The organism is Lacticaseibacillus zeae subsp. silagei, assembly GCF_030770335.1.
Lineage (GTDB): Bacteria > Bacillota > Bacilli > Lactobacillales > Lactobacillaceae > Lacticaseibacillus > Lacticaseibacillus zeae.
This window is the reverse complement of sequence record NZ_CP132484.1, coordinates 111614-137301: the sequence shown is the minus strand read 5'-3', so window position 1 is coordinate 137301 and position 25688 is coordinate 111614. Positions and strand designations below refer to the sequence as shown.

Here is a 25688-nt window from a genome sequence, read left to right as displayed (position 1 = left end):
CTGACTCACCTTCCTTTGAAACATACTGCCAGAGGTCGCAACTTCTGCCGCTTACAAGATCGGGGCCACGCCGTCAAAGGTATAGCTGCCATCAATAACTGTCACGGTGACGTGATGTTGCCCGGCTGCTAAGTCCGTCACCATCGTATTAGGCTGTTTGGCCAATGCTGTCAGCGGTACGACTTCTTGAGTACGGCCATCTACCGTGATCCGCAGGCGACTTGGTTGCTCTTGGGTACCAAAGAGGGCAAAACCCGTCCCATCAGTATCAAAATCAAGTGTGGCACCTTGCTCGCCGGTCGATTGCGACCGTTCCCAGGCGTGCGGGAACCGGGCTGCAATGCGTGCCCAGTGCTCGTCACTAAACGCTAAGCTGACATCCAGATCATCACGTCGATGTCCCAAAACCGCGGTCGCCGACGTACTTGTCACTGTCAGACTGTGAATCACGGTCTTGAAATAACCGGTGCCGACTTTCACCTGCCCAGCTAATCCCGGCTGGTTGCTTGGATCATCATAAGTAACATACGTTTCGCCATCAACTTGCACGGTAATGTGCCGATCCGTTGCCTGCACCACCAATTCGTGACTGACAGTGGCATCAAAAACCGGTACGTCCAAGGTGTTCTGCAAGGCACCGCGCACGTAAAACCGCAGCTTACCACCAACAGTGATCGTGGCGGCATATGGTGCGGAGAACAAGCTACCTTCAAAGTCATCCACACTGCGGACACCTAAGCCGACATAATTGGCACTTACCGTATTTTGTTGGGTCGTGGTATCAAATGTGAACGTCAACGCCGCCGCATAGTTTAGCCAGCGAATATCGCCAACCGTGAAATTCGGGTCAGTTTGCGTTTCCCAGGCCAAGGCCCGTGACTGCTCGGTGATCTGTTGCTGGAGCACTGGCTTCCCGCCATGTTCCACCACTTCAAAAGCACCGTCCATGTCGGTTGTATACCGCGGTGTGCCACCACGCCGTTTGAGATAATCTTCTGGCATGTCCGCATACGTATAGTCATCATGGAACAACACATGTTTTTCAGGATCCTGTTGCAGTGGCTGATCCCGACTCACAACCGGACTCGGCAACTGCGCTTGCGGCTGAAAGTCCGCCGTGGTTGCACTGACAATGGCCCGAGGTGCGATCGTGACCGTTACAACCCCGTCTTTTGGCGTCAGAGTTGCCACCTGTTCGCGGTCGTGGATCTTGCCATTTTCATCAGCCCAAGTCTGCCAAACATGCAATGGTTTGCTGGCGGCCGGCAGATCCTTCACACTCACCTGATAGTTCTGAGAAGCATTCGTATCATTGACCAAAATAACCGTGTAGTCCGCGCGATCAGGTGCCACGAGGGTCATGGCGCTAGCGGCACCAAAGGCTTGACTCAGATTCTCGGTCCCAGCCACCTCACTCACAGTCGCACTCGGCACGTACCGCCAATTCTTGTTGGCAGTCTGATCACGCCAGCCGGTCAAGGCAAAATCGGTAAAATGATGCATCACTGCCAATCCGACCGTATCTTGCTGGAAGTAACCGGACCACGGCGTATCCATTTCCAGCAGTTGCTTGCCTGGATACTTCGCGCCGGGATACAGGCCGCCAATCGCTGGCTGGAAAATGTACAAACTGCGCCGGGACCGCGCGTAGCTTTTAACCAACCGATTCGCAATGTCCAAGGCACTGATAAACCCACCAATGCCGATGCCAGTCGTGTCCTGCACCCGCAATGTGCCAAATGTGACCGGAGCCACGCCTTCGCTATACCAGACTTCCTTGTGAAGCTGATCAGCAATTTGGGTAAAGGGATGATCTGGCCCGTCATCGGTATTGTAATGGTAGCCAACCGCCGGAATCACGGCCTGTAACTCGGGATCTTTAAGCAATTCTGTCCCCATGTCGGTACCGTAATTCTGGTCGGAGGTAATCAGCTTAATCGCATGGTAATCCGCCAATGGAAAGCCTTCAGGAAAACCATCCTGATCATTTTGCAGGCGGTGCGCAAACCATTTGAGATACCGGTACATCGGGTGCTTGGTCTCGTTACGATCCGGATCGATATAATCAAACACATAACCATAAGTCTGCCATGCCGCGATCACGGTTTGCTTGTAATATTGATACATCCCCTCAAAAGACGCGCTTGGCACCTTCTGATCAGGATCATCGGACTTCACTTGTTGCCAGGTTGGCCGCAAAAATCCGGGCTCTGCCCACCGCAACATGCAGGTCTTCAAATCCGGCTGAATCTTTTTAGCGTCAGCAATTAACTGGAACCCCATACCGCGGGCGACATTGGCCGGTTCGTCAGCTGCGCGTTGCGGTGCCGGTTCCGTCCCGCAAGAGGTATTCGAGTCACTGCCAAGCTCCACCTTCAACATGCGCATCAACGGGTGCTCGCCGCCAAATAAATGTTGTAAAACCTGCTGATAAACTTGTGGTTGCTCCCATTTATAGTCCATTAACAGGCGGGACGTATTGTTGCAGCTTAAGAGTCCGAATCCTTTGATCGTATTCGCTTCATTTTGATCCAGCTGCAGCTGGTCACCATCAATGGTTAAAGTATGCATTCGCGCTTCCTCGCTTCCTGTTCCCTGTCCTAACGATCAACCCCGCTGCCGGTCGCCATGACGGCGCGCACGTCAGCATCGGTAATCAAGTTCAGATCACCGCTAATGGTCAGTTTGAGAACACTGGCAGAAATCGCATAGTTGATTTTGGCTTGCGGATCGAAGTCATGCAGCGTGGCATGCATCAGGCCCGCACCAAAAGCATCACCGGACGCAACCCCTTCCATGACATGCATATGGAAAGTCGGTCCTTGGTAAGTCTTGCCATTTTCGGCCAGCAAGCCGGTCCACCAGCTATCTTCAACCGAATGAATATTGCGGACAACACTGGCAACGGTTTTGACGTTCGGCCATTGCTTCATGACCTGCAACATGCCGGCTTTGAAACTATCAATCTGATCAATCCCGGTTTCCATATTGCCATCAAATGCCTTGATTCCCAGCGTTGCTTCAAAATCTTCGTCATTCGCCAAAACAATCGTGATATACGGCATCACCTTGCCAAAGAAGTCTTGTGCTTCAGCTGGTGTCCACATTTTGCCCCGATAATTCATGTCACAAACAACGGTAATATCGTGGGCAGCGCAATACTTCACCGCTGATTCAATCGCCGTTTTCATGGCTGGACTGATAGCCGGCGTGATCCCGGAGAAATAAAAATAGGCCACGTCTTTAAGCAGACTGGCCCAATCAAATTCGTCAGCTTCAGCGGTCGCAAAGGAACTACCGGCACGATCGTACACGACATTCGTATTGCGCACACTGGCCCCTTTTTCAAAGAAATAGATCCCCAAGCGCGGTCCGCCCCGTAGAATTTTGTGCGTATCGACACCGAGCCCGCGAATGGTGTTGCGCGCCGTGTCGCCTAATGCGTTATCCGGCAGCTTGGTAACATACTGTGCCTGATCGCCAAGCAATGCCAAAGAAACCGCCACATTAGCCTCGGAGCCGCCATAATTGGCCTCGAAACCGGACGCTTGAAGAATGCGTTGATGATCATACGGTTTTAGTCGCAGCATCATCTCGCCGAATGTTAATACTTTTGTCATCTGTAAGCCTTCCTTTCGTGAGGGCACGATCGCGCTTACAGAAGGCAATGTTCGTTATGAGATAGAACTAGTTAGGCTGGTGATTCGGGGTCGCTTGTCCTTCAAAATAATCCGGATAAGCGTTCAGAACGGTTTTGACGTCATCATCAATCGCCAACAAGTGATCAGCAACTAAATGACTCGCGAGTTCAGCATCCTTGGCTTTGACGGCATCGACAATCGCCTGATGCTCTGTCACGATGTTGTGCCACTGCAAGCCGCTCGCTTCTAAACGCAAATACCGATAGCGATTGAATTGCAGATTCATCTGCTGCACCCACGTCCAGACATATTGTTTATGATCTGCCATATAGAAGATCTCGTGAAAATCATGGTCGAGATCAAAGAAATGCTCATAATCGCGTGAGTTTTCATAAACGCCTTGCAGTGCAACTTGCTGTTCTAACTTGGCAATCTGTTCCGGCGTCATAATATTGACGGCATCTGCCACAATCGTTCTTTCCAAATTGACCCGGGCGAATCGGCCTTGGTACATTTCTTCCAGATTAATCTTTGATACATAAGTACCGCTCTGCGGAATGACATCAAATAGCCCTTCACGTCGCAAGCGGATAATGGCCTCCCGGATCGGGGTCGCACCGATTTTGAGTTGTGCGCTCAAGTCATTCTTGTCGACTTTTTCCCCGGGGGTCAGCTGCATGCTGAGAATCATCTGTTTGATGGCATTGTACGCCTCATCTTGATAATTCGAAATTTGCATGGGCGTCACCCTTCCTTCTTTTTCACTTTGTTACTTGATTGTATAACATCCCCAGCCATTCTAAAAAGATGTTGCTTCAGAAACTAAGTACTTTAACTTTTAAAAAATGCGTAAGCGCTGTCATGCCCTATGAGGCCATACTAATATATCAGTTACGCGAATGTCAATGGCTTAACTTCATTTAACCTAATTTTTTAGGGTTTGTCATGTTTATTTATGAATCAATGTTTCTTAACCCCTGTGTGGGCATCGACAAGTTCCGAGGTTGCCCGGTTGTGCAAATTCTCAGACTTAAGCGAAATATCGTCCATCGCATCGTCTAAGTCATTCAAGTCGCGCCCGTTAGTATCAACAGAAAGATAAGCGCTTACAAAAGTGAACAAGGAAAAGACAACGATCATAATGGCAACCGGCCACCAACTGCCAATAGCCGCAGAAACTAAACTTGCAGCAATGAGGGGACCAAAGCCAGTTGCAATGACTCCGGCAATTTCTTTTGCTAAAGCCATCAAAGTCATCCGATTTTTGGAGCCAAACAATTCTGGTAGCATGACATTTTCCAAAGCAAAAATCCCCTGAACCCCGACATTCAAGCCAATCACCATGGCAAGTGTCAGAAGCACCGTATTCTTCGTTTCAATCATTAAGAGCATCGGAATTGCATAGAGTGCCATCGCACCGGACAAGATCAAATACATCCGCCGGCGACCAATTTTGTCACCCAGCCAACCCACAATGGGAATGGTCACAAAGGAAATTAAGGAAGCAATAATATTGGCATTTGTCGTAACCGTTTTTTGAATACTGAGAAAAGTGACCATAAACCCAGCCAAGTATGTCTGCATAATACCACTGTTCCCAGCCTGACCAAACCGCAATCCTAGCGCAACCAACAAACTCTTACTAAGTTTGAAATGTTTCTTCTGGACTGTCGGGACATCACCATTTGCTTTCTGATTCTCTAATTCTTTTTGGCGTTGTTCGGTTAATAGCTTCTTTTTCTCCGCCATAACCGGACTTTCCTTAATGAAGATTCGGATCAGAACCGCCACAATCATGATGACAAACGAAGCATAAAACGGAATTCGCCAGCCCCATGCCATTAAGCTCTTCTGATCTAATTTCGTTAAGATGATGGTCCAGATCAGGTTGGCCAATAAGGTACCAGTCGATGTACCCAGGCAAACAAAACTACCGACTAAACCACGATTGCTCTTCTTGGCAAACTCGGCCACCATCACGCCGGCTCCAGAAATTTCCGCACCCGCGCCAAAGCCTTGCACGATTCGTAAAATAACCAACCCAATAGGCGCTAAAATCCCCACTTGTTGATACGTTGGTAAAAACCCAATTGCGGTAGAAGCCAGCCCCATGAGCATAATTGTCACGAAAAGAACCGTTCGCCGACCGATTTTGTCACCCATTCGGCCAAAAATATACGCGCCTAACAACCGCGCAACATACCCCGCACCATAAGTCCCCATCGCCATGACCAAACCCATGGCAGGCGTCATCTCGGGGAAAAAGATATCGCTAAAGACAATTGCCGCAGCTAGTGAATAAAGCTGAAAATCCATGAACTCCATGGCCGTTCCCATCCAGCCGCTTGCCGTCACTTTGACTAATTCCTTTGTATCGACTTCGAAATCACGCTTTTTTTCCATTGTTAAAACCTACTTTCATAAGGTCAAAAAGTTATCTACTCAATCAAAGGTCAAAATGATTTTTCGCGCTTTCTCTGGGTGTTGATTCATGAGGTCAAAAGCTTTTTGGACGTCCTTGATGTTGAATTCTTGGGTCACAACGCCATCATTGCCAATTTGCCCATTCTCAATGGCTTTGATAACTGGAGCAAACTGATAGGCCTGTAATCTTGAACCGTAAATGGTCAGTTGTTTTTGCATGATCGGTTTTTGAGCAATATGCGCAGGTTCCGGGGACATACCCAATGGCACAATCGCTCCGGCAACCGAAACTAAATCAAAGCAGGTTTCAAAGGTCTTAGGTGCGCCAACTGCATCGATGACGACATTGGCCATTTCACCGTTCGTCCAGTCACGAACGGCGTCCACTAAATCTTCTTTGTTGGCATTCACAATTCTGTCGGCACCATTTTGCTTGGCAAATTCAAGCTTCGAATCAATGACATCACTGATTAACACTGTTGCGCCTTTTGCCTTGGCCACCCGCAAGATTAGCTGGCCGATCGTACCCGCTCCTTGAACAACCAGCGTCTTTCCTAAGCCAACCTGGCCTCGCGTTGTTGAGTTGCCGGCGATGGTGTAAGGTTCGGCGAGCACAGCAGTTGTCCAAGGAATGTTCTTGTCAATTTTATATACCTGGCGCTCTGGCACGCTAATGTATTCCTGCATGCCGCCATCAACGTGAACACCTAAAACCTTCAACTGTGCTGAAACATTGGGCATTCCCTGACGAACAGCGTAATCTTTGCCGCCTTCAGGATAATTGATCGGTTCGATGACCGCGTGATCGCCTACCGCAACGCTGACCACAGCCTCCCCAGTTTCAACAACCTCGCCGACAAATTCGTGTCCCATCACCCGCGGCAACGTCGCAAATGGATTTTCCCCATGGTAAATGTGATTGTCACTGCCACAAATACCAACTGCCTTTACCTTAATCAAAACATCCTTCGAAGACTTGATTGACGGCTTAGGGACCTCTTCGACGCGAATATCTTCTTTACCGTAAACTCGTGCTGCTAACATGTTAAAGACTCCATTCTTTCAAAATTTTTTTGCACCAATAGTTTTGATATTTCCATCGTTTCTTTGTTGATAAAACCCTTCGATTTCCTGCTATTCATGGCACCTCCTTTTCAGCTTCAACACATCTCCGACTTCTGGGATACTAATGAACTAGCATGCCAGTATTGTGACAGGGAAAACATAGCACCAAGGGTAAGCGCTGTCAAATATAATTAACTTTCAATTCCGATAACCGTTCACTATGCATTTTTACTAAACTGAACGCCTACACAACAACTCTTATGTGGTATTCTTGATTCGATTAATGAACCAACGCACTAGACATAAGGGATACAGCTAACATTGTGAAATGATTATTTTAACGGTACTTTTACTTGTGTTCTCCATTTTCCCATTTGCTGATTGTTTTGTTGTAACATGGCATAAAGGGCATTGTAGTGACTTTCGCCCTGTTAAAATATTCCTTGTGTTTTAGCTGGACGAGTCCGTTTATATTCAACAAAGATTTCCGAACATTCGTAAAATTTTCTCGACGAGATCGAATCAAAACACCTTACAAAATCAGACTAAGTTGTACAATTTTAAATAGGTGCGTTCAGGCTAGCTCCGGCGCCAAAAGCGTTTTGCAGAATTTTAACCTCCCTAAACTTTCAACCTTCAGGACGTGATCAAAATGGATTTACCAAACAACTCAAATGAACATCGCATTTTTGCAAACGACTACGCGTATCAGACCCTTTTTAGTAAAATCGTTGCTATCGAATTGCCGCCAGGAGCGAGTATCAGCCCCATCGAGTTATCAAAAGAACTGGGTATCAGTCGTACGCCGATCCAAAGAGCCTGCTCGCGCCTTGCTGAAAATGGCTTAGTGAACGTTTTCCCGCAACGCGGTTCATACGTTTCTTTGATCAACTTCGACAAGGTTTACGAGTCGTTTTACTTGCGCAATCTTTTAGAACAGGCGGCTGTCCGAAACGTTTGCCGTCTGCCGGATCGTTCGGAGATCGTTTTTTCCTTAAACCAGACGATTTACAATCAGCGGCAAGAATTGGACCACAAGAACTACATTCGGGCGTTTGATCTAGACAACCGGTTCCATCATCTTATTTACGATGCGGCCGCAATGAACTACATCGAGCAGGCCTTGGCGTACATAGCTGCGGATCAGGATCGCATTCGTCACTTGAAGGTGCTATCGGAATTGCGAATCGATTCGACACTGGAGGAACATTTTAAAATCCTGAACGCCATCGAAAACGGCAATGCTGACGAAGCTGCTCATAACGTGTACCTTCATATCTCTAAGTTCGCTGAGGACATGTCAGCAATCCACCGTAAGTACCCTAAATATTTCTCCAACTGGACTGCGGATGAAGACATTAAGATCGCGCCAGTTAAAGAAAGCTTCTATAATTTTGAGCTTGAACGTGGTCGCAAAGAGTAGTGCCATTCTGTACAGTTGTGAAATGGGGATGCTGAGACGCTGTTTTATACCTTCAGTCATGACTTAATAGCAAAGTAGCAAACAAAAAACGGTGAATCATGCCGACAACCGCTGTAAGGCTGTGCTGGCATGTTCCATCGTTTTTCTTTGATACGCTAGCAGAAAGTTCTGCTGTACTTGTCATGGCCGTTCCCAAAAAGTGTGGTAACTATCGATCAAGATGATACATATGGTAACAACTGAAACAGAAGCAACTATTACCAAATCTACTTGTCGAGTTGTTAAGAGAGAGAAGCCTAAGTTAATAAGCAGGATCATGATTCTAGTGATAAATCCTCTGAAGCTTTTCGCTAGCGCCAACTCTATAAATCGACGAACACCTTGACGATCTCTGAAAATGATCAGGATTCCTAAAACGATTGACCATCCAAGATAATATTTCACTTATTATATGAACCCCTTTCTCTTTGGAACAGACATTTATAAGGATGGGTGTTCATCAACTTGCTTTAGCCAAAGATTTCTTCAAAGATGCCCCTAAAAAATTTGGGATACATAACTCCCATGAGCTTAGCGTCAGTGTCATAAATCGGCACTTGGCCTAAGCCGCTCTGGTATACATAACCAACAATTTTTCTGCCACCAGATATGCTTGCCAGTTGATCCTGAGTCATTCTCGCGATGTTTGCTTTCATATTTGAATCCTCCATTTTAGTGCTTTTTAAACCACTTGACCACTTTTACAAAGGGTGAAAATTGAATAACTTTCCCCACAGCTCGACCGATTTGATACGCCTGTTCTCCAGCGGCTTTGTAATCATAGTAATTATCTCCACCGGAAATAGTTGATAACTCCGTATCGCTTAAGACCGTTACTTTACCATTGAACATTGTGTGAGCGACGATATACAGACTTTAGGAAGCGCTTTCCATATCACTATAGTATCTATTATTATCTTATGTGTCAACTAGTTAAACAAAAATAAATTTCAATGGTTTAAAATGAACTATAAATAATAAAAAAATAAGGCGATGATCTGCGAACTAAATTCAATTATCATGGTTCGATATTGTAGAAATCATCATTTCCATGATAGACAATGTCCTTGCTAATTTTATCGCGCATCGTTCGCGTCTATGTGGCTTCCCTTGCAGAAATACGAAAATCAATTTGTCTTTTTTTGAACAAATATGCTGTTGCTGATTTTCAAATTACTCATCCCCCAAAAATTTCCAAGTTTCCACACGTAATTTTTAGGGCTTTTTTCCTTGTCACACCAGGTTTCTCAAGCTCTTACATATTAATATTTTAGTAAAAGGTTGACAGCGCTTTTAGTAAGCGCTAACACGACATTTGTAAGGATATACTAATATATCAATTCGCTGGTCATTGCCTTCAGTCCGGCATTTATACAGCAAAACGATAAATGATCTGAGCTTATCAAGGCCAACATCTTTGGCGAATTGATATTCTGGCAGGTATCTCCCCACACGATCGTAAGTTTCCTCACAAACCCCTTATTCTGTAAAACACCGAGGCAGCCAACGACCACATAACATATAAAGAAAGAAGGGATGCACGGCAGACGGTATAAGCATGACGCCATTATGTTTTTTGATTCATAGGATTCAACGATCTAAGCCAATTATTTAATTTCATGGGAGTGAAAAAAATGGCAGATAAACTTGATAAAGACCCTAAAGCCGTTAAGACGACGGTTGGGGTTGTCACTAATGCGAAGGTTCAAGATTCGCAGCAGCCAAAATTACCATTCGGTGTTGCGACTGCGATGTTCCTAGCACCGCTTTGCTGGTATGGGCCAATTGGTTCGACCCGAAGTGTTTTAATTCCACAGCTGTTCAGTCAGATTGATGCCGCACATAAGGTTTGGGCGGTCGGCATTTTGGCAACGGTTGCATCCATTACCGGTGCGATTGCTAACTTGCTCTTCGGAGCCTTCTCCGATGTCACCCGGACGCGTTTCGGGAAACGGAAACCTTACATTGTTCTTGGTACTTTAGCCATCGCGATTTCGTTAGTCGTTATTGCTAACTTAACCTCGATTACCGCGATCATCTTCATTTGGATTATTGCTGCGGCGGCTGAAAATGCCATTGCGGCCGCGATTTATCCGCAAATATCGGATCGTGTGGCACCTAAATGGCGTGGTACTGTATCGACCTTCTACGGTGTCGGTTTTACCATTGCGCAACAAGGCTTCGCACTTTTAGCTGCCCAGTTCCTTGGCAATGTTAAATTCGGTATTTACGTCATGGCAGCAACCACCGTTATCTTGGCGGTCATCCACGTTCTGTTAATTAATGAAAAGAGCAACCTAGACGAACCGAAGATCAAACTCGATAAGGAATCCCTCAAGAAGTACTTCTTCTTCCCGACGCATGATGCGCGTGATTTCTACCTGGCATTATCCGGTAAATTCCTGATGGTTGTTGGTTCAACGATTGTTACCACTTTCCTGCTATTCATCTTTACCGACTACATTGGTCAGAGCACCAAAGAGGCCGGCAGTTCCATTTCAATCTTCTCGTCCATCATGCTGTTCATCGGTGTCTTCTTTGCTTTAGTCGGCGGTCCACTTGCTGATAAAATGAAGCGGGTTAAAGGCCCAGTTGTGATCGCAACGTTCGCGCTGGCAATTGCTGCTTTGTTCCCACTGTTTGTCAAAGAAGCTTGGGCAATGTTTGCTTACGCTGTTATCGCTGCATTTGGTAATGGCTTGTACAACTCAGTCGATGGTGCGTTGAACATGGATGTTCTGCCATCTTCCGATACTGCCGGCAAGGACCTTGGCTTGATCAACTTGGCCAACACCTTAGGCCAGATGCTTGGCGCCATGGTTGCTTCCGCGATTGTTGAAGGTTTCGGTTATCAGGCCGTCTTCATGTTCGCGGTTGCCATGGAAATCCTTGGTGGGATTCTGATTGCCGCCATCAAACGTGTTCGGTAATGAATAGAAGTTATTGTTAGCGATAGACGCAAGAAAGGATGTTTATTAACATGACCACAAAAGATTCTGGCTTATACCCAACCGAATTCTGGACTGCTACTGCAGGCGATTTAAGCCAAAAACGTGACCATCTGCCAACGCCGCAACCGACTGCCCAACCTGGCAACGGTGCTAAAATTGTCATCGATCCGGCTGACCAACATCAGGAATGGATCGGTGCCGGCGCTGCGATCACCGATGCTGCTGCCTCTTTAATCTGGAAGCAAAGCAAGGAACAGCGCAGTGCGTTGTTACACGAACTCTTTGATCCGGAGGAAGGTCATTTTTCCACAATTCGGGTGCCACTGGGTTCCTGCGAACCTGCGAGCCAGCCTTTTTACACCTATGATGATGTGCCATTCGGTGAACACGATGCTTCCTTAGCAAAGTTCTCGGTTGGTGAAGGCGAACCGGGTGCCCCTGATGCGACCAAAGACTTGAAGTACCTGATTCCGGTTCTCCAGGAAATTCTCGCCATCAATCCGGCTGTTAAAATTATGGCTTCCCCGTGGTCAGCACCGGCATGGATGAAGAGTACCGGTCAGCTCAACATGGGCGGTCACTTGCGGTTCGGTGAATACACCAACAACGGGTATGCGGTTAAGGATACTTTTGAAGGTGTCTACGCACAGTACTTCGTTCGTTACCTCGAAGAATATCGCAAGTATGGCATTCCGATTTATGCTTTGAGCATTCAAAATGAACCATCCAACGCACCGGCTTGGCCAGCCATGATCTGGACCATTCCACAATTGGCCCAATTCGGTTACAAGTACTTACGGCCAGCGTTGGATAAAACATTCCCGGATACCAAGATGTACTTCTGGGATGGCAGTCTGAATGTGTTGGACGTTATCGACAAGCCGCTTAGTGAACTCATCACGCCTGATGAAGCTGCAGCATTTGATGGTTTTGCCTTCCATACCTATGACGGCCCGTACACCAACCTGTTTAAAGGCAGCCGCTTGAATCCTAACTGGCACTTAGCTATGACCGAACGGCGCTGCATGATCGAAGAAACGCCGGAAGATGCTTCCCATATTATGATGGGACTCATCGGCAACTGGCTCGTGCGCCAAGGGCTCAACATGATCGACCTTTGGAACATCGCTTTGGACGAACGCGGCCTGCCTAATCAGGTTGGCGCAACCGGTCGGCGTGGCGTTGTCACCATTGATCATAAAACCGGTAAAGTGCAGCGTAACCTCGAATATTACATGCTACGCAACTTTAACCAGGATGTCGCACCAGGCTCCATCGTCATCGGCTCTACCAACTACACCCAAGACGGCTACACCGGCGGCCTCGGCTCCGTTGCATTCCTGGCACCGGATGGCTCCATTGCCGCACATATCTACAACCCGTCAGGCAAACCACTGGATGCCGAAGTCACCATTAACCGTGACGGCGCCTACGCTTGGCAACACGTCACCGTTCCGGCATGGGGCACTGTAACCCTGCACAAAGCCTTCGGACCGGTCAACGAAAGCAAGCCGCGCGAAGACGAAGCCTTCAAACTCAACCCATACCCAGCCAACCTCATGGACGACTGGGCTCCGGGTAAAGGCGTCAACGCAAACAAGAAATAAGTTAGTCGAAGCGAAACACCGTCACGCAGATCACTGCATGGCGGTGTTTTTTTGCTGAGCGTGAGCCAGCCCGGTTAGAAACCGGAGTGTAAGTGGCCTTGGGCGTTATGGCCGGGCTTTGGCCATTATGACCAAGGTCCTTACACGCAGGTTTCTGGGCTGGCAAACGCGTTATAGAACGCAAAAGTCAGCCACCTCGCGTTTTTATACAATAGAGCAATCTCGAGCTTGGGTTACCTATCTCAACCAAGTTTTTACATGAACATCCTCGAACCAGCATAGTTTCTGGACAATGAAACATCCCTCCACGATCAGCAGATGTGCGATGAGCCTTCGTCTACTGATCGTGGAGGGACTATTTGAGCTTCATTCATGAATTGCCGGTAGCTGTTGCGTTTCTAACGTGCCTCGATCTCCTTACCTAGCTCTTCTAACAATGCAACCCACGATTTTTTACCTTGATATTTAACATCCATGCCTGCGACAAAATGCGCTAAAATCTTCTCCGTTGATTCGGAATACTTCCCTTTAATGGCTTGTAGTGCTTCATTGATTCGCAAATCTTCCCACTGCATGTAAGTTTGGCTTGTCCAACTCGAGCCATCAAATACCACCGCAAAAGTATCCGATTTGATCACGTGGCTAAGATCGGCACTTGATGACAAGCCGATTTTTGTTAAGTCAACATGCGCTAAACTCTGATGATCTAATGGTAAGTTCAAAAGTTGTTGCTTGACTTGGTTGTATACGATCACTATATCTGCCATAAATTCATTCACTCCTTCTTAGTGTCTTGTTTCTTTTTCTTTTCAGCTTGCGCATCTTCGTATGTTTCTTCTGGCCAAAGTTTTTCATACGGATAGCCAGTTAGCTCTTCAGCAACTAACCGCGCCTCCGAAGTAACGTCTGCCTTGGAGCCGCCATTTTCCAATCGCTTGATTTCCTGTTGCAGGATATTATGCGTTTGACGATTTAATTTAAACGTCCACGAAACAACTAACGCAATGCCAATCAGAATCATCGGTGCGATCATAAACAGCAGCGCCACTTTGTCCGTAACACCGGGCTGTTGCGTGCTGGCCGTTGATACATAGCCCAATTCCTCTAACAGAATCCCAGCAAGCCAAGTAGCCAAAGCACCGGTGGATTTACGGAAGAAAGTCATCACAGCTGCATAGGTTCCGGCTTTATCATCGCGGGTCATAATATGGTCAACGTCAGGAATGAATGGGAAAACGTTCCATGGCGTAAATTCAAGAATACCGCGTGACAACTGATAAACAATGGTGATGACAATCAAGACGACCATAGGATTCTTAAGGTGCAGAAAATAGGTCATCCCATATGCAATTAGCGCCAAAATAATACCGATATAGGAGACGCTATATAAAAATCGCGGTCCATGAGTGATCATTAACTTGGCTGCTAAAAGTGTCGATAAAATGCCAAACACGGCGAGCGCATTTAAGACCCATGGAATATTTGATGCCATCCCCATGCAAACCACGATAAACGTCGGTAACAAAGTGGCATAAAAGTCTTTACCCGTAAATGAGAAAAGATAAATGGTCAGATGTTTCCGGAAAGCAGAGTTACGGAAAGTCTGAGCATAGTCATGCAGCGTCTCTTTAATGTATTGACCAACACTCAGCTTCGGGCGCGCATCCAACTCAGCAATAAACTCCTTCGTCAATGGGCGTTCCCATGTCATCCGATAAGAAATAAAAATGGCGACCACGAAAAGAATCGTCCATAGAATACCGGCAAATAAATAAGCATTTTTCTTTGCCGCAGCGCTTGGTAATGATTGCAAGATTGCCAAGATGAAGAAAACCAATGAAGTCCCGGTTGCGGAAATGAACATCCGTGAACCGGAAAGGATGGTTCGTTTCGTATAGTCGGTTGTCATTTCAGTCGGCAAGGTTTCCCAAGGGATCAAAATCATACCGACAAAAAGCTCCGTCAGTGTGTAGACAACAAGATAATAAATGAAGTCATGACCCGGTCCGAAAATAGCTGTCGCCGGTACCCAAAATGACAGGAATGATACCGCAAAACCGACAAGGCCGACTAACATCCAAAAATGCCGCCGACCATATTTTTTCCCTAGCTTGGTTTTATAGAAGCCATCTGTGACTGTTCCGAAAACCAGCGAGAAAATCGCATCAAAAATTCGGGCAACACCTGTGATGGCACCGGCCATGGCAGGATTAAGTCCGACTGACAATGTGAGGTAAGCAAAAATGACCCCAGAAACGATGTTGTTCCACCCACCGCCCATTAAGTCAGTCAAACCGTAAGCCACGCCTCGTTTAACGTTGATTTCCTTAGGCGTATAAACCCACGAGGTATGTTTCATATGATCTGTCCTTTCTGTTGTTAAAAGCAGCATCAACTATGATACTAATATATTTGAATTCGCTTTCACTATAAGCGATGCCAAAACTAAAGTCAATGATTTTCCAAGAAGCCGTCAGCAAATAGCCGCTTAAAACGGTCCGGACACTTAAAATTTATTTTCGAAAACATTAAATTTAAATTATCGAGTGATAGCGCTTTCCATTTTACCCAAGTCGTGCTATATTGAGGGTGTAGTTCTGATATATTAGTATATGAGGAGGTTCATTATTGTGGTTAAGTTAACCGACGATTATCAAGCAAAGGCTGATGAATTCAAGGCAGCCGGCATCGCTGTTCCGCAATTTGATCAAGAACAAATGAAACAAGCGACCCAAGCCAATCCGGTCTGGGTACACTTCGGTGGCGGGAACCTCTTCCGCTGCTTCCATGCGAAAATTGCGCAAGACTTACTGAACACCGGCAAGCTTAAATCCGGGGTCATTGTTGCTGAAACCTATGATGGCGACGTTCCGGCTGACATCTACAAGCCTTACAACGATCGGGTTTTGCAGGTTGTCATGCAACCAGACGGCACCCTTGATAAGACGCTGATTGCCAGTGTTGCCGAGGCCATCTACTACAACAAGAGCAATCCAGACGGCTGGGAACGGTTGAAAGACATTTTCACCCAACCATCGCTGCAACTGGTGACGATGTCCATTACCGAAAAAGGCTATCAACTCACCGATATCAACGGCAAGCTGACCCCAGCAGCCGAAGCCGATATCGCCGGCAAGCCAGATGATGCCGTTACCAACATGGGCGCCATCGCTCGCTTGCTGTTAGCCCGTTATGAAGCTGGTGCCAAGCCAATTGCCATGGTCAGCACCGACAACTTCTCCGAAAATGGCAAACGTTATGAAGACGGTATCTTGACCATCGCTAAAGGCTGGGCTAAGAACGGTACGGTCACCCAAGGCTTCATCGACTATCTGACCGATCCAAAACGCGTCAGCTTCCCTTGGTCCATGATTGACCGGATCACCCCGAACCCTGCCCAAAATGTCGCTGACAAGCTGAAGGCAGAAGGTTTTGAGGATACCACCATCGTCCACACCCCGAAGCACACCAACATTGCGCCATTCGGTAACACTGAAGAAACGCATTATCTGGTCATCGAAGACAGCTTCCCGAATGGTCGCCCGGCACTGGAAAACGCTGGCGTCATTCTCACGGATCGCGACACGGTTAACGATGCCGATCAGATGAAAGTCACCGCCTGCTTGAACCCACTGCACACGGCACTGGCTATCTACGGCAATCTGCTGGGCTACACCTCCATTGCTTCTGAAGTCGAAAATCCTGATCTACTTACATTGATCAAGTATCTTGGCTACAAGGAAGATCTTCCGGTGGTTAAGGATCCAAAGATTATCAATCCGAAGAAATTCCTGGATCAGCTGATCACCAAGCGCTTGCCTAACAAGAACATTCCGGATACGCCGCAACGTATTGCCAGCGACACGTCACAGAAGCTGCCAATCCGTTATGGCGTCACCATTCAACACTATTTAGACAAGGGTCCTGACAGCATCAAGCAACTTAAAGCCATTCCATTGATCCTCGCCGGCTGGTGCCGTTACCTGATGGCACTGGACGACAAAGGCAATGCCTTCACGCCAAGCCGCGACCCGCTGCTGGATCAATTGCAGCCATATGTTGCTGACATCAAGCTTGGTAGCGATGCCGACGTTCACGCCGCCCTCAAGCCAATTTTGAGCAACGACCAGATCTTCGGCCATGACCTGTATCAAATCGGTTTGGCTGACCAGGTCGAAGCCGACTTCAAGAAACTGATCGCCGGCCCTGGTGCCGTTGCCAAGACACTTGAACAATTCCGTCAAGATCACGAAAAGGAGCTTTGATTTTATGTCTGATTTAAAAATGGGTTTTCGCTGGTTCGGCGAAAAAGATGACCCAATCACCTTGCAACAGATCCGCCAAATCCCTGGCACTGACCAAGTCGTTGGCGCTTTATTCGATGTTCCGGTCGGCGACGTCTGGCCAAAAGAAAAAATTGCCGCTTTGAAGAAACAGGTCGAAGATGCCGGCTTAAAACTGGAAGTCATCGAATCCGTTAACATTCACGATGACATCAAGATCGGCCTGCCATCACGCGACAAGTACATCGAAAACTACAAAGAAACCATTAAAAACCTGTCCGAATACGGCATCAAAGTCATTTGCTACAACTTCATGCCGATCTTCGACTGGTTACGGACCAACCTTCACTACCAGCTGAAAGACGGCAGCAATGTCATGGCCTTCCAGCATCAGTATCTGAAAGACGATCCGCATGATATCATCGACTCCGTTCGCAACAACTCCGAAGGCTATGTCCTTCCTGGTTGGGAACCGGAACGTCTGGCAGAAATCGAGCGTCTGTTCAAAGCTTACGCCGATGTTGACGCCGCTAAATTGCGCGAAAACATGAAGTACTTCCTCGACGCCATCATCCCAACCTGCGAGAAGTATGATGTACGTATGGCGATGCATCCCGACGATCCGCCGCGCGAACTGTTCGGTCTGCCACGGGTTTACAAAAACGCCGAAGATATGCGCGTCATTGAAGGCATGCACGAATCCCGTTACAATGGTTTTACCATCTGCACCGGCTCATTAGGCGAAAATCCTGACAACGATGTGCCGGCAATCATCCGCGAATTCGTCAAGAAAGACCGGGCACCGTTCATCCATGCTCGTAACATCAAGTTCATGAACAAGGAAGGCGACTTCCACGAATCCGATCACCTTTCCAAAGACGGTTCACTGGATATGTATGAAATCATGAAGGCCTTGCACGACTTAGACTACGATGGCTACATCCGGCCAGACCACGGTCGCAACATCTGGGGCGAAAATGGTCGCCCAGGTTACGGCTTGTATGACCGCGCCTTAGGTATCATGTATCTGCACGGCCTCTGGGAAGCACTGGAAAAAGGAAGTGCAAAATAATGGCCTTTTTGGATGATGATTTTCTGTTAACCAACGAGCCGGCGAAGCAACTGTTTCATCAATATGCCGCTGACTTGCCCATTATCGATTTTCACTGTCACCTCAACCCGGAAGAAATCTACGAAAACCGTAACTTCAAGAACATTACCCGTATTTGGTTAAACGAAGGTACTTACGGCGATCACTACAAGTGGCGGCTTGAGCGGGCCAACGGGGTTCCGGAAGAACTGATTACCGGCGATGGTGATGATTACAAGAAGTTCGTCGCTTGGTGCGAAACCATGGAAAATGCCTGGGGCAACCCGGTGTTTGAATGGACCCACCTTGAATTACGCCGCTTCTTTGGCAGTGATCTGGTTTTGAGCCGCGACACGGCTAAACAAGTCTGGGATCTCGCCAACGCCAAATTAGCAACGCCGGAATTCACGCCGCGCGCGTTGATTCGCCGCAGTCACGTCGAAGTTGTCTGCACCACCGACGACCCGGCAAGTGACCTCCACTATCACGAACTCATCGCGAAAGACGAAGACACCAATGGCTTCAAAGTTCTGCCAGCCATGCGTCCAGATAAGCTCATGGCAATCTGCGCAAACTCCTATGGCGAATACTTGCAGACCCTCGGCAAGGCAGCCGGCGTTGAGATTACTGACTTTGCTTCCTTGAAGAAAGCCATGAAACAACGCTTCACCTTCTTCGCCCAACATGGCGGCCACCTTTCCGACCATGGCCTCAACAGCTTCCACTACCGTCCGGCAAGTCAGGAAGCCCTTGATGCCATCATCAAAAAGGGTATCGAAAATCGCCCTGTCAGTGATGAAGAAAATGATCAATACATCACCGGCTTAGTCGAAATGTTGATGGACTTGAACCGCGAATTCAACTGGACGATGCAATTCCACGCAAATGTTGCCCGCAGCCTAAGTCTGCCAAATCTCAAAAAGATCGGCCCAGATACCGGGTTTGATGCGATGGGCAGTCAGCCGGATCTGGTCGGTGAAATTCGTGATCTTTTCCAGGCGATGGATGCACGCGGTCCGTTACCAAAGGTCATCTTCTATTCACTCAATCCAAATGACTGGTTACCATTGATCACCATGCTGCAAAGCTTTGTTGGCCAAGGTGACAAACAACACCTGCAACTGGGCGCTGCTTGGTGGTTCAATGACACGGCTGAAGGCATGCACAAGCAGTTGCAAACCTTTGCCCAACAAAGCCTGTTGCCAAACTTTGTCGGGATGCTGACGGATTCCCGCAGCTTCCTGTCTTACCCACGGCATGAATACTTCCGACGGGTACTGTGCAACTTCTATGGTGAGCTGGTAGAACAAGGCCGCGTGCCTTACGACCTGGAAGCCCTTGGCCGCATCGTCAAGAATATCAGCTACGGTAACGCCCGCAACTACTTTGGTTTCTACGACAACAAAGACTGAACGTTTAAAGGAGTACGATCACACGTGAATGAATGCCTGACAATCGGTGAACCGCTCGTCGTTTTCGCCGCTGAAGAAGCCGATGTTCCGTTGGCAGCGGCCAAACATTTTACCAAATATCTGGCCGGCGCCGAATTGAATGTGGCGGTTGGCTTAAGCCGGCTGGGCCATTCAGTTGAATATATCACGCATCTTGGCGAAGATCCGAATGGTATTTTCATTCGCCAGCAACTCACGGCGGCCGGGATCGGGTCAGACAATGTCACCACGACCTCGCGCTATCCGACCGGTATTGAGTTCAAAGCGCGCGTCACGCACGGTGATCCGAACACCTATTATCTGCGTGCCGGATCGGCAGCCGCCCATTTTGACCCGGATGCCATTGACCGCGTCGATTTGGCAGGCGTCAAGCTGGCGCACATCACCGGTATTTTCCCGGCAGCTTCGGCTTCGACGCTGACCGCAACGAAGCGCTTGATGAAGCGGCTCATCACCAACCACATCATGATCACGTTCGACCCCAATCTGCGCCCGGCATTGTGGCCTGATCAGCAGACCATGGCGACGACCATTAATGAGTTAGCCAAAAGTGCCACCATCGTGCTGCCCGGTGCGGCGGAGGGCAAAATCCTGGTCGGCAGCGATGATCCTGAGACCATCGCCCACTTCTACCTCGATCAAAGCCCGCAGACGCAACTGGTTATCGTTAAAGTCGGTAAACAAGGCGCTTACCTATTAGGCCGCGATGTGCCGGGGCAGCTACTGCCGAGTTTTCCGGCGGCGCACATTGTCGATACGGTCGGCGCCGGTGACGGTTTTGCCCTTGGCGTCATCAGTGCGCTGCTCGAAGGCCGCTCCCCTGCCGAAGCGGCCAGCCGCGGCAATGCCATCGGTGCCTTGGCCATCCAGTCCGCTGGCGACAATACCGGTTACCCAACACGATCACAACTTGACAAGTTTATGAAAACAAGTCTTAATGAAACAGGGCACGAATAAAAGCGCTTTAACTTTTTTCATGCTTCAAGACGTACAAGACGTTCTTCGTTACCAAACACGTTTAAGGAGTAAACAAACATGCAAAAATATGACTACCTGAATCGGTTAGTGAACACCGGCTGTGTCGCGGTTGTTCGCGGCAACGATGCCGATGAAGCTGTTAAAACCGTTGACGCCGTGATTGCTGGCGGCGTTACCGGAATTGAATTGACCTTCACGGTGCCACACGCAGACAAGGCGCTGGACGAACTCAGCGAAAAGTATGCCGACCGTGACGATGTTCTGATCGGTGCCGGAACCGTTCTTGATCCGGCTACAGCACGTCTGGCCATCATCGCCGGTGCCAAATTCATCGTCAGCCCAAGCTTCAACGCTGACGTTGCCAAAATCTGTAACCTCTACTCAATTCCGTACACCCCAGGCTGCTTCACCCCAACCGAGATCCAAACCGCGCTCGAAGCCGGTGTCGACTTGGTCAAAGTCTTCCCTGGCAGCGTTGCCGGCCCAGCCATGGTCAAAGCACTCCACGGCCCATTCCCGCAGCTGGCCATCATGCCAACCGGCGGCGTCTCGCTCGACAACCTCGAAACCTGGTTCGACGCCGGCGTTACCTTAGTCGGTGCCGGCAGCAACCTCACCGCAGCCGCCAAAACCGGCGACTACGCAGGGGTTACGGAAACTGCCAAGAAGTATCGGGCAAAGTTGGATGAAATTAAGGCCAGTAAGTAGTCTGTGAGTCATCCGCTTTGCGCAACAATTGAATAAGTCCTGAAAATGAAACATGCTTGCCAAGAAGCGATTGCTTTTGGACAAGCATGTTTTTTCTATTGAAAAGACGAAACTAACTCGGCCTAATTTAGTATACTTTTGTCCACTAATTTTAAGTGAGTGCTCCTCATAGACCTTCCTGTGCAGCTTAGTTACAGGCACAGGATTAGATCAGCTTTATAGGGAGTCTGCTCCATGAAAAACACGGTTTCTATCACTCATCGTACCGAAATGTTAATCATCCTTGGTCTGTTTTGTGGCGTTTTCGTCACGGGTACTGATTCGTTCATTATATCGGTATTATTACTGGCAATCGCTAGCAGACTTCTCACACACTAGACCGAAAAAATTAAGGGAGACGGCTAATTTTTAAAAAAACAGGCGTTGTCAAAAATCGTTTCTTCTGGTACTATTAAATAAAAAATAGTACCAGGGGTGTTCTTTTGACAAAAGATATTAAAGACAACCGAAAACCGGCTACAAAAATAAACGCGTCGTCGGAAATTAAAGACCAAATTCTCCAAACGGTTCTTGTTGTTATAGAGCAAAAAGGTCCGAAGTTTACAACTGCCGACATTGTGCGATAATCCCTTTATGGTTGTCAGATGAAATATCATAATTCATCTGATGATCATGGAGGGATTTTCTATGCCCAGATCTAAGCATACAGCTCAAGAAAAGTTACTCATATTGGAGGAGTTCAGACATTCGAATATAAGTATCAGTAGTTTCTCCCGTCAACACGGTCTTGGTGATCGTACATTACAACGTTGGCAGGCGCGCTATGAACGCGATGGGATTAAGGGATTAGAGGAAGCTCGAAAGAATCAACATTATACCAAGGAACAAAAGCTTGAAGCAGTACTTGCTTATCTCAGTGGTGAAGGGTCATTAGCCGAAGTCACGATGCAATTTGGTCTGCGCTCATCAACACAATTGCAAAGATGGATAGCCATGTATAATAGGGATCATCAATCTTTGACGGCTTCACCGTCTAGAAAGCAGGTCCCCACCATGAGTCGTACAACCACCTTCGAAGAACGCATTAAAGTCGTTGAATATGTCACTAAGGGTAAGCACTCCTATACTGAAGCGGCAGCCCATTTTGATGTGTCTTATCAACAGGCACGGTCTTGGGTGATCAAGGCTCGCGAAGGCGGTTATGAGGCGCTGGTAGATAACCGTGGTCACCACAAAGACAAGCGTGATCTAACCGAATTAGACAAGGCCAAACTGCGCATTCGTCAACTAGAAGCTGAGCTCAAGGACAAAGAGCTAGTGGAGGCCTTTGTAAAAAAATTACTGGAAATCCAGCACAAGGAGTGATCAAACAACACCGACAAGCTTACCGTGCCATCGAAGAAGTTAGTCAAGGCCAACATGGCGCTGTCACAAAGTTATTGGACGTTATTGGCATCAGCCGTCAAGCTTATTACAAAGGCTTAAGGCGGGAGGAAACAGTGTGGGAGGCCCACGATCGACGGCTTAAGGAGCGGACTCAATATTGGTTTGATTTTCATCACCAAGGCATTGGTGCTGGGAATCTCCTGATCAACTTACAACAAGATGAGCTGATTGACTTTCCGGTCACGATCAAACAAGTTCGTCGCGTCATGCGCGAGCTTGGCATTCGATGTCAGATCCGCCAAAAACGGCATAGGCGCGTCAAGCAATCTGAACAGTACCTGCAAGACAATGTGCTCAATCAATGCTTCTACGTGGAACGCCCTAATCAAGTCTGGCTAGCCGACTCAACCGAGTTGAAATACGGTATCAACGGCGAGTACAAGATGCGCCTCAGTGGCGTTCTTGACCTCTATGGCCGCAATCTGTTGGCTTACAACCTGAGTGCAACCGAAACAACCGCTGCCGAGATTCAGGTCTTCCAGCGCGCTTTCACTCGCGCTGGCAACGTCCATCCGCTCATTCATACTGATCGTGGTTCCGCCTATACATCCAAGGCATTCAACCGCTACCTCAACCAATTTGAAGTCACACGAAGTATGTCACGGCCGGGAACGCCCTATGACAACGCACCGATAGAGCGCTGGTGGAACGAGTTTAAACTGCGGTGGATGGATCGTCATCCAATGGCAAAGACTTACAAGGAATTCGTCAAGCTCGTTGAAGACGGGATCCACTATTTCAATCACGAAAACCGTTCAGGACAAAGAGACGGCCTTACCCCAGAAGAATACTGGAATAAGGCCGTCTAAAAGCTACCAAAATTTTATATTATTTCATCTGTCAACTTGACAGGGCCGACCGCATTGCAAAAAAAATGGCAACCAGTAAGCGCACCGTTTATAAGTATTTTCCCAGCAAGATCGATTTAATTGACGCCACAATTGATTTTGTTTTTAGTCAACTTGGAACGACCGGCGCATCGGCGGAACATATTAAAAACATTGACCAACTATCCAGAGTTCTTAAAACTCCACTCTCATTTAACATCGGCTTACTCCTACACTACAGTTTTGATTTCAAAAGATTATATCCCGCTCAATGGGCAAAGATCGTGCGACTGTTGACTCAAATGGAAAATCAAATTTTGAAATTGCTGTACAAGTTTGCCCATCGACCTCTAACCTACGTCGACAAGGAAGTCTTAACGATTATGTTAACAAAGTCCATTGAACAGATCTTCGTTCAATCTTTTACAGCGGACGACCCCAATTACTACCAGAGTGCCATGCAAAGCATGTACGAAATTATCATTTATGGTGTTGCATGAAATCACACAGCATTCTCACCGACCAAATAAAAGCTTCTTCGTTTCCTGTTATGTAGACGAAAGGATATTTTAATGAGTAGTAACTGGAAAAAAACATTATTGATAGCTGGTGCTTTTACAGGGTTATCGACAGCTTTAAAAGTATATTCACAGTTGCGTTATCATCGCAGTTTAAGCGCTACCTTGGTAGAAGGCGCTCTACGACTTTTCGTTAAAGACAAGCGAACTGGTCTACAAGTAAAACAAGATCTTGCACATAAAAAGATGGTAGGTGAAAAAACTTATCATATCCCAGAGCAAATGCACTTTTTAGTTGCCATTAAAAAGACAAAATTTAATAACATTGACATTTATGAACTCAATCCCGAGCGCAACAGCGGTACCGCCATTCTTTATCTTCACGGTGGTGCATATGCTGCTCACCCAACGATTCAACACTGGAAAATGCTAAACAAATTAGCGCAACGGACGAATGCACGGATTATTGTACCGATTTATACAGTTATCCCATTTGCTACTTACCACCGTGCTTATCAAACCCTGACTGCCCTTTATCAATTGCTAAAAAATGATGACCGAGTGAAGAAAATTATTTTAATGGGTGACTCAGCTGGTGGAGGAATGGCATTGGGCTTAGCAGAATCATTTGCTGTAAAGGATTTGCCCCAGCCCGATAGCCTGATTCTTTTGTCCCCTTGGGTGGATATCACGCTATCCAACCCTGAGACAAAAAAACTGGATACAATCGATCCAATATTAAACCGCCAAGCCCTAATTGCTAATGGACAATTATGGGCGGGAAAAACCGACCGCAAAGATTACCATCTCAGTCCGCTCTTCGGAGATGTAGCACCATTAAAGAATGTCACAATTTTTGTTGGCACCCGAGAAGAATTCTATCCCGATATTCTGAAGCTAAACAAAAAGTTGAAGAAACATGGCGTTGTGACAAATCTATTCCATGGTATCGGACAAAACCACATCTACCCAATACTACCGACATGGGAGGCTCGTAACGCTATCCAACAGATGATAGCCGTTATCTTCTCGGTCTAAGCCCAAAACCGATGCTCACCCATTATTGTTTGAAAAATTTCGAGTCGCCCAAAAAGGAGCGCAATTAAACATGTCTTATATTTCTAACGATGAAATGAATCCAGAAATCAAAACAATTGGTCGAATTATTCGCCGGTTGCCACCTTTTCATAATCCCCCAAATTTTTATCGAGCGAATTGACTAACGGATCATTTTGTA

20 protein-coding genes are annotated in these 25688 nt (G+C 47.4%); 12 read left to right on the top strand and 8 right to left on the bottom strand.

The features are described from left to right. Window positions 1-51: 51 nt before the first annotated feature. From LACZS1_RS00695 to LACZS1_RS00675, 5 genes are all read right to left on the bottom strand, one after another. Window positions 52-2571 (bottom strand): glycoside hydrolase family 30 protein, encoded by a 2520-nt coding sequence (locus LACZS1_RS00695; protein ID WP_070650953.1) that lies wholly within the window; start codon window positions 2569-2571, stop codon window positions 52-54. A gap of 29 nt (window positions 2572-2600) precedes the next feature. Next, window positions 2601-3620 carry a sugar kinase gene (locus tag LACZS1_RS00690; RefSeq protein ID WP_010490166.1) on the bottom strand — a complete coding sequence of 340 codons (1020 nt, stop codon included), beginning with the start codon at window positions 3618-3620 and terminating at the stop codon, window positions 2601-2603. Window positions 3621-3687: 67 nt separating this feature from the next. Beyond that, a complete protein-coding gene (locus LACZS1_RS00685) occupies window positions 3688-4380 on the bottom strand; it encodes a GntR family transcriptional regulator (protein ID WP_010490168.1) in 693 nt (230 codons plus the stop codon). Between the two features lie 221 nt (window positions 4381-4601). Further along, window positions 4602-6044 (bottom strand): MFS transporter, encoded by a 1443-nt coding sequence (locus LACZS1_RS00680; protein ID WP_093997690.1) that lies wholly within the window; start codon window positions 6042-6044, stop codon window positions 4602-4604. A 39-nt stretch (window positions 6045-6083) separates the two neighbouring features. Beyond that, on the bottom strand, window positions 6084-7109 hold the full coding sequence (locus LACZS1_RS00675) for a zinc-binding alcohol dehydrogenase family protein (protein ID WP_070650954.1): 1026 nt from the start codon (window positions 7107-7109) through the stop codon (window positions 6084-6086). Window positions 7110-7782: 673 nt separating this feature from the next. Between LACZS1_RS00675 and LACZS1_RS00670 the strand changes: the two genes are divergently transcribed. Beyond that, window positions 7783-8553 (top strand): GntR family transcriptional regulator, encoded by a 771-nt coding sequence (locus LACZS1_RS00670; RefSeq protein WP_093997691.1) that lies wholly within the window; start codon window positions 7783-7785, stop codon window positions 8551-8553. A gap of 509 nt (window positions 8554-9062) precedes the next feature. Here the strand turns inward: LACZS1_RS00670 and LACZS1_RS00665 are convergent. After that, window positions 9063-9248, bottom strand: a complete 186-nt coding sequence (locus LACZS1_RS00665; protein WP_070650959.1) for a hypothetical protein — start codon at window positions 9246-9248, stop codon at window positions 9063-9065. 978 nt (window positions 9249-10226) lie between these two features. Here LACZS1_RS00665 and LACZS1_RS00660 point away from each other — a divergent pair. Together LACZS1_RS00660 and LACZS1_RS00655 are read left to right on the top strand one after the other, a co-directional pair. Next, complete coding sequence (locus LACZS1_RS00660; protein WP_070650961.1) at window positions 10227-11522, top strand: MFS transporter; 1296 nt, start codon at window positions 10227-10229, stop codon at window positions 11520-11522. Between the two features lie 50 nt (window positions 11523-11572). Beyond that, the gene (locus tag LACZS1_RS00655) at window positions 11573-13150 is read left to right on the top strand and encodes a glycoside hydrolase family 30 protein (protein ID WP_049171836.1); all 1578 of its coding nucleotides are present in this window, start codon (window positions 11573-11575) and stop codon (window positions 13148-13150) included. Window positions 13151-13548: 398 nt separating this feature from the next. Here the strand turns inward: LACZS1_RS00655 and LACZS1_RS00650 are convergent, their stop codons facing one another. Continuing rightward, window positions 13549-13917 carry a hypothetical protein gene (locus LACZS1_RS00650; protein WP_070650962.1) on the bottom strand — a complete coding sequence of 123 codons (369 nt, stop codon included), beginning with the start codon at window positions 13915-13917 and terminating at the stop codon, window positions 13549-13551. An 8-nt stretch (window positions 13918-13925) separates the two neighbouring features. Continuing rightward, window positions 13926-15509 (bottom strand): MFS transporter, encoded by a 1584-nt coding sequence (locus tag LACZS1_RS00645; protein ID WP_070650963.1) that lies wholly within the window; start codon window positions 15507-15509, stop codon window positions 13926-13928. 271 nt (window positions 15510-15780) lie between these two features. On the opposite strand from LACZS1_RS00645, the gene LACZS1_RS00640 reads away from it, so the two are divergent. The 9 genes from LACZS1_RS00640 (at window position 15781) to LACZS1_RS00600 (ending at window position 25489) form a co-directional block, all read left to right on the top strand. Then, window positions 15781-17415, top strand: coding sequence for a mannitol dehydrogenase family protein (locus tag LACZS1_RS00640; RefSeq protein ID WP_070650964.1), 1635 nt, complete (start codon window positions 15781-15783; stop codon window positions 17413-17415). 4 nt (window positions 17416-17419) lie between these two features. Continuing rightward, on the top strand, window positions 17420-18505 hold the full coding sequence (gene uxuA / locus LACZS1_RS00635) for a mannonate dehydratase (RefSeq protein ID WP_049171839.1): 1086 nt from the start codon (window positions 17420-17422) through the stop codon (window positions 18503-18505). Then, on the top strand, window positions 18505-19935 hold the full coding sequence (gene uxaC / locus LACZS1_RS00630; RefSeq protein WP_047106694.1) for a glucuronate isomerase: 1431 nt from the start codon (window positions 18505-18507) through the stop codon (window positions 19933-19935). The genes uxuA and uxaC overlap by 1 nt, the downstream gene beginning before the upstream one ends. A gap of 24 nt (window positions 19936-19959) precedes the next feature. Beyond that, on the top strand, window positions 19960-20931 hold the full coding sequence (locus LACZS1_RS00625; protein WP_070650966.1) for a sugar kinase: 972 nt from the start codon (window positions 19960-19962) through the stop codon (window positions 20929-20931). Between the two features lie 78 nt (window positions 20932-21009). Then, the gene (locus LACZS1_RS00620; RefSeq protein WP_070650968.1) at window positions 21010-21660 is read left to right on the top strand and encodes a bifunctional 4-hydroxy-2-oxoglutarate aldolase/2-dehydro-3-deoxy-phosphogluconate aldolase; all 651 of its coding nucleotides are present in this window, start codon (window positions 21010-21012) and stop codon (window positions 21658-21660) included. A 687-nt stretch (window positions 21661-22347) separates the two neighbouring features. Then, on the top strand, window positions 22348-23025 hold the full coding sequence (locus LACZS1_RS00615; RefSeq protein ID WP_070650229.1) for a helix-turn-helix domain-containing protein: 678 nt from the start codon (window positions 22348-22350) through the stop codon (window positions 23023-23025). Next, window positions 23022-23915: an IS3 family transposase gene (locus tag LACZS1_RS00610; protein ID WP_070650228.1), complete on the top strand. Its 894-nt coding sequence runs from the start codon at window positions 23022-23024 to the stop codon at window positions 23913-23915. The genes LACZS1_RS00615 and LACZS1_RS00610 overlap by 4 nt, the downstream gene beginning before the upstream one ends. Before the next feature lie 11 nt (window positions 23916-23926). After that, on the top strand, window positions 23927-24433 hold the full coding sequence (locus LACZS1_RS00605; protein WP_306402826.1) for a TetR/AcrR family transcriptional regulator: 507 nt from the start codon (window positions 23927-23929) through the stop codon (window positions 24431-24433). A 72-nt stretch (window positions 24434-24505) separates the two neighbouring features. Continuing rightward, on the top strand, window positions 24506-25489 hold the full coding sequence (locus tag LACZS1_RS00600; RefSeq protein ID WP_070650972.1) for an alpha/beta hydrolase: 984 nt from the start codon (window positions 24506-24508) through the stop codon (window positions 25487-25489). Window positions 25490-25688 lie beyond the last annotated feature (199 nt).

Bases quoted from the DNA above. Each gene is read 5' to 3' on its own strand.
- LACZS1_RS00665 (WP_070650959.1), bottom strand. From the start codon at position 9,248: ATGAAAGCAAACATCGCGAGAATGACTCAGGATCAACTGGCAAGCATA.
- LACZS1_RS00620 (WP_070650968.1), top strand. From the start codon at position 21,010: ATGCAAAAATATGACTACCTGAATCGGTTAGTGAACACCGGCTGTGTC.
- uxaC (WP_047106694.1), top strand. From the start codon at position 18,505: ATGGCCTTTTTGGATGATGATTTTCTGTTAACCAACGAGCCGGCGAAG.
- LACZS1_RS00680 (WP_093997690.1), bottom strand. From the start codon at position 6,044: ATGGAAAAAAAGCGTGATTTCGAAGTCGATACAAAGGAATTAGTCAAA.
- LACZS1_RS00670 (WP_093997691.1), top strand. From the start codon at position 7,783: ATGGATTTACCAAACAACTCAAATGAACATCGCATTTTTGCAAACGAC.
- LACZS1_RS00655 (WP_049171836.1), top strand. From the start codon at position 11,573: ATGACCACAAAAGATTCTGGCTTATACCCAACCGAATTCTGGACTGCT.
- LACZS1_RS00685 (WP_010490168.1), bottom strand. From the start codon at position 4,380: ATGCAAATTTCGAATTATCAAGATGAGGCGTACAATGCCATCAAACAG.
- LACZS1_RS00695 (WP_070650953.1), bottom strand. From the start codon at position 2,571: ATGCATACTTTAACCATTGATGGTGACCAGCTGCAGCTGGATCAAAAT.
- LACZS1_RS00660 (WP_070650961.1), top strand. From the start codon at position 10,227: ATGGCAGATAAACTTGATAAAGACCCTAAAGCCGTTAAGACGACGGTT.
- LACZS1_RS00645 (WP_070650963.1), bottom strand. From the start codon at position 15,509: ATGAAACATACCTCGTGGGTTTATACGCCTAAGGAAATCAACGTTAAA.
- LACZS1_RS00690 (WP_010490166.1), bottom strand. From the start codon at position 3,620: ATGACAAAAGTATTAACATTCGGCGAGATGATGCTGCGACTAAAACCG.
- uxuA (WP_049171839.1), top strand. From the start codon at position 17,420: ATGTCTGATTTAAAAATGGGTTTTCGCTGGTTCGGCGAAAAAGATGAC.
- LACZS1_RS00615 (WP_070650229.1), top strand. From the start codon at position 22,348: ATGCCCAGATCTAAGCATACAGCTCAAGAAAAGTTACTCATATTGGAG.
- LACZS1_RS00650 (WP_070650962.1), bottom strand. From the start codon at position 13,917: ATGGCAGATATAGTGATCGTATACAACCAAGTCAAGCAACAACTTTTG.
- LACZS1_RS00600 (WP_070650972.1), top strand. From the start codon at position 24,506: ATGAGTAGTAACTGGAAAAAAACATTATTGATAGCTGGTGCTTTTACA.
- LACZS1_RS00675 (WP_070650954.1), bottom strand. From the start codon at position 7,109: ATGTTAGCAGCACGAGTTTACGGTAAAGAAGATATTCGCGTCGAAGAG.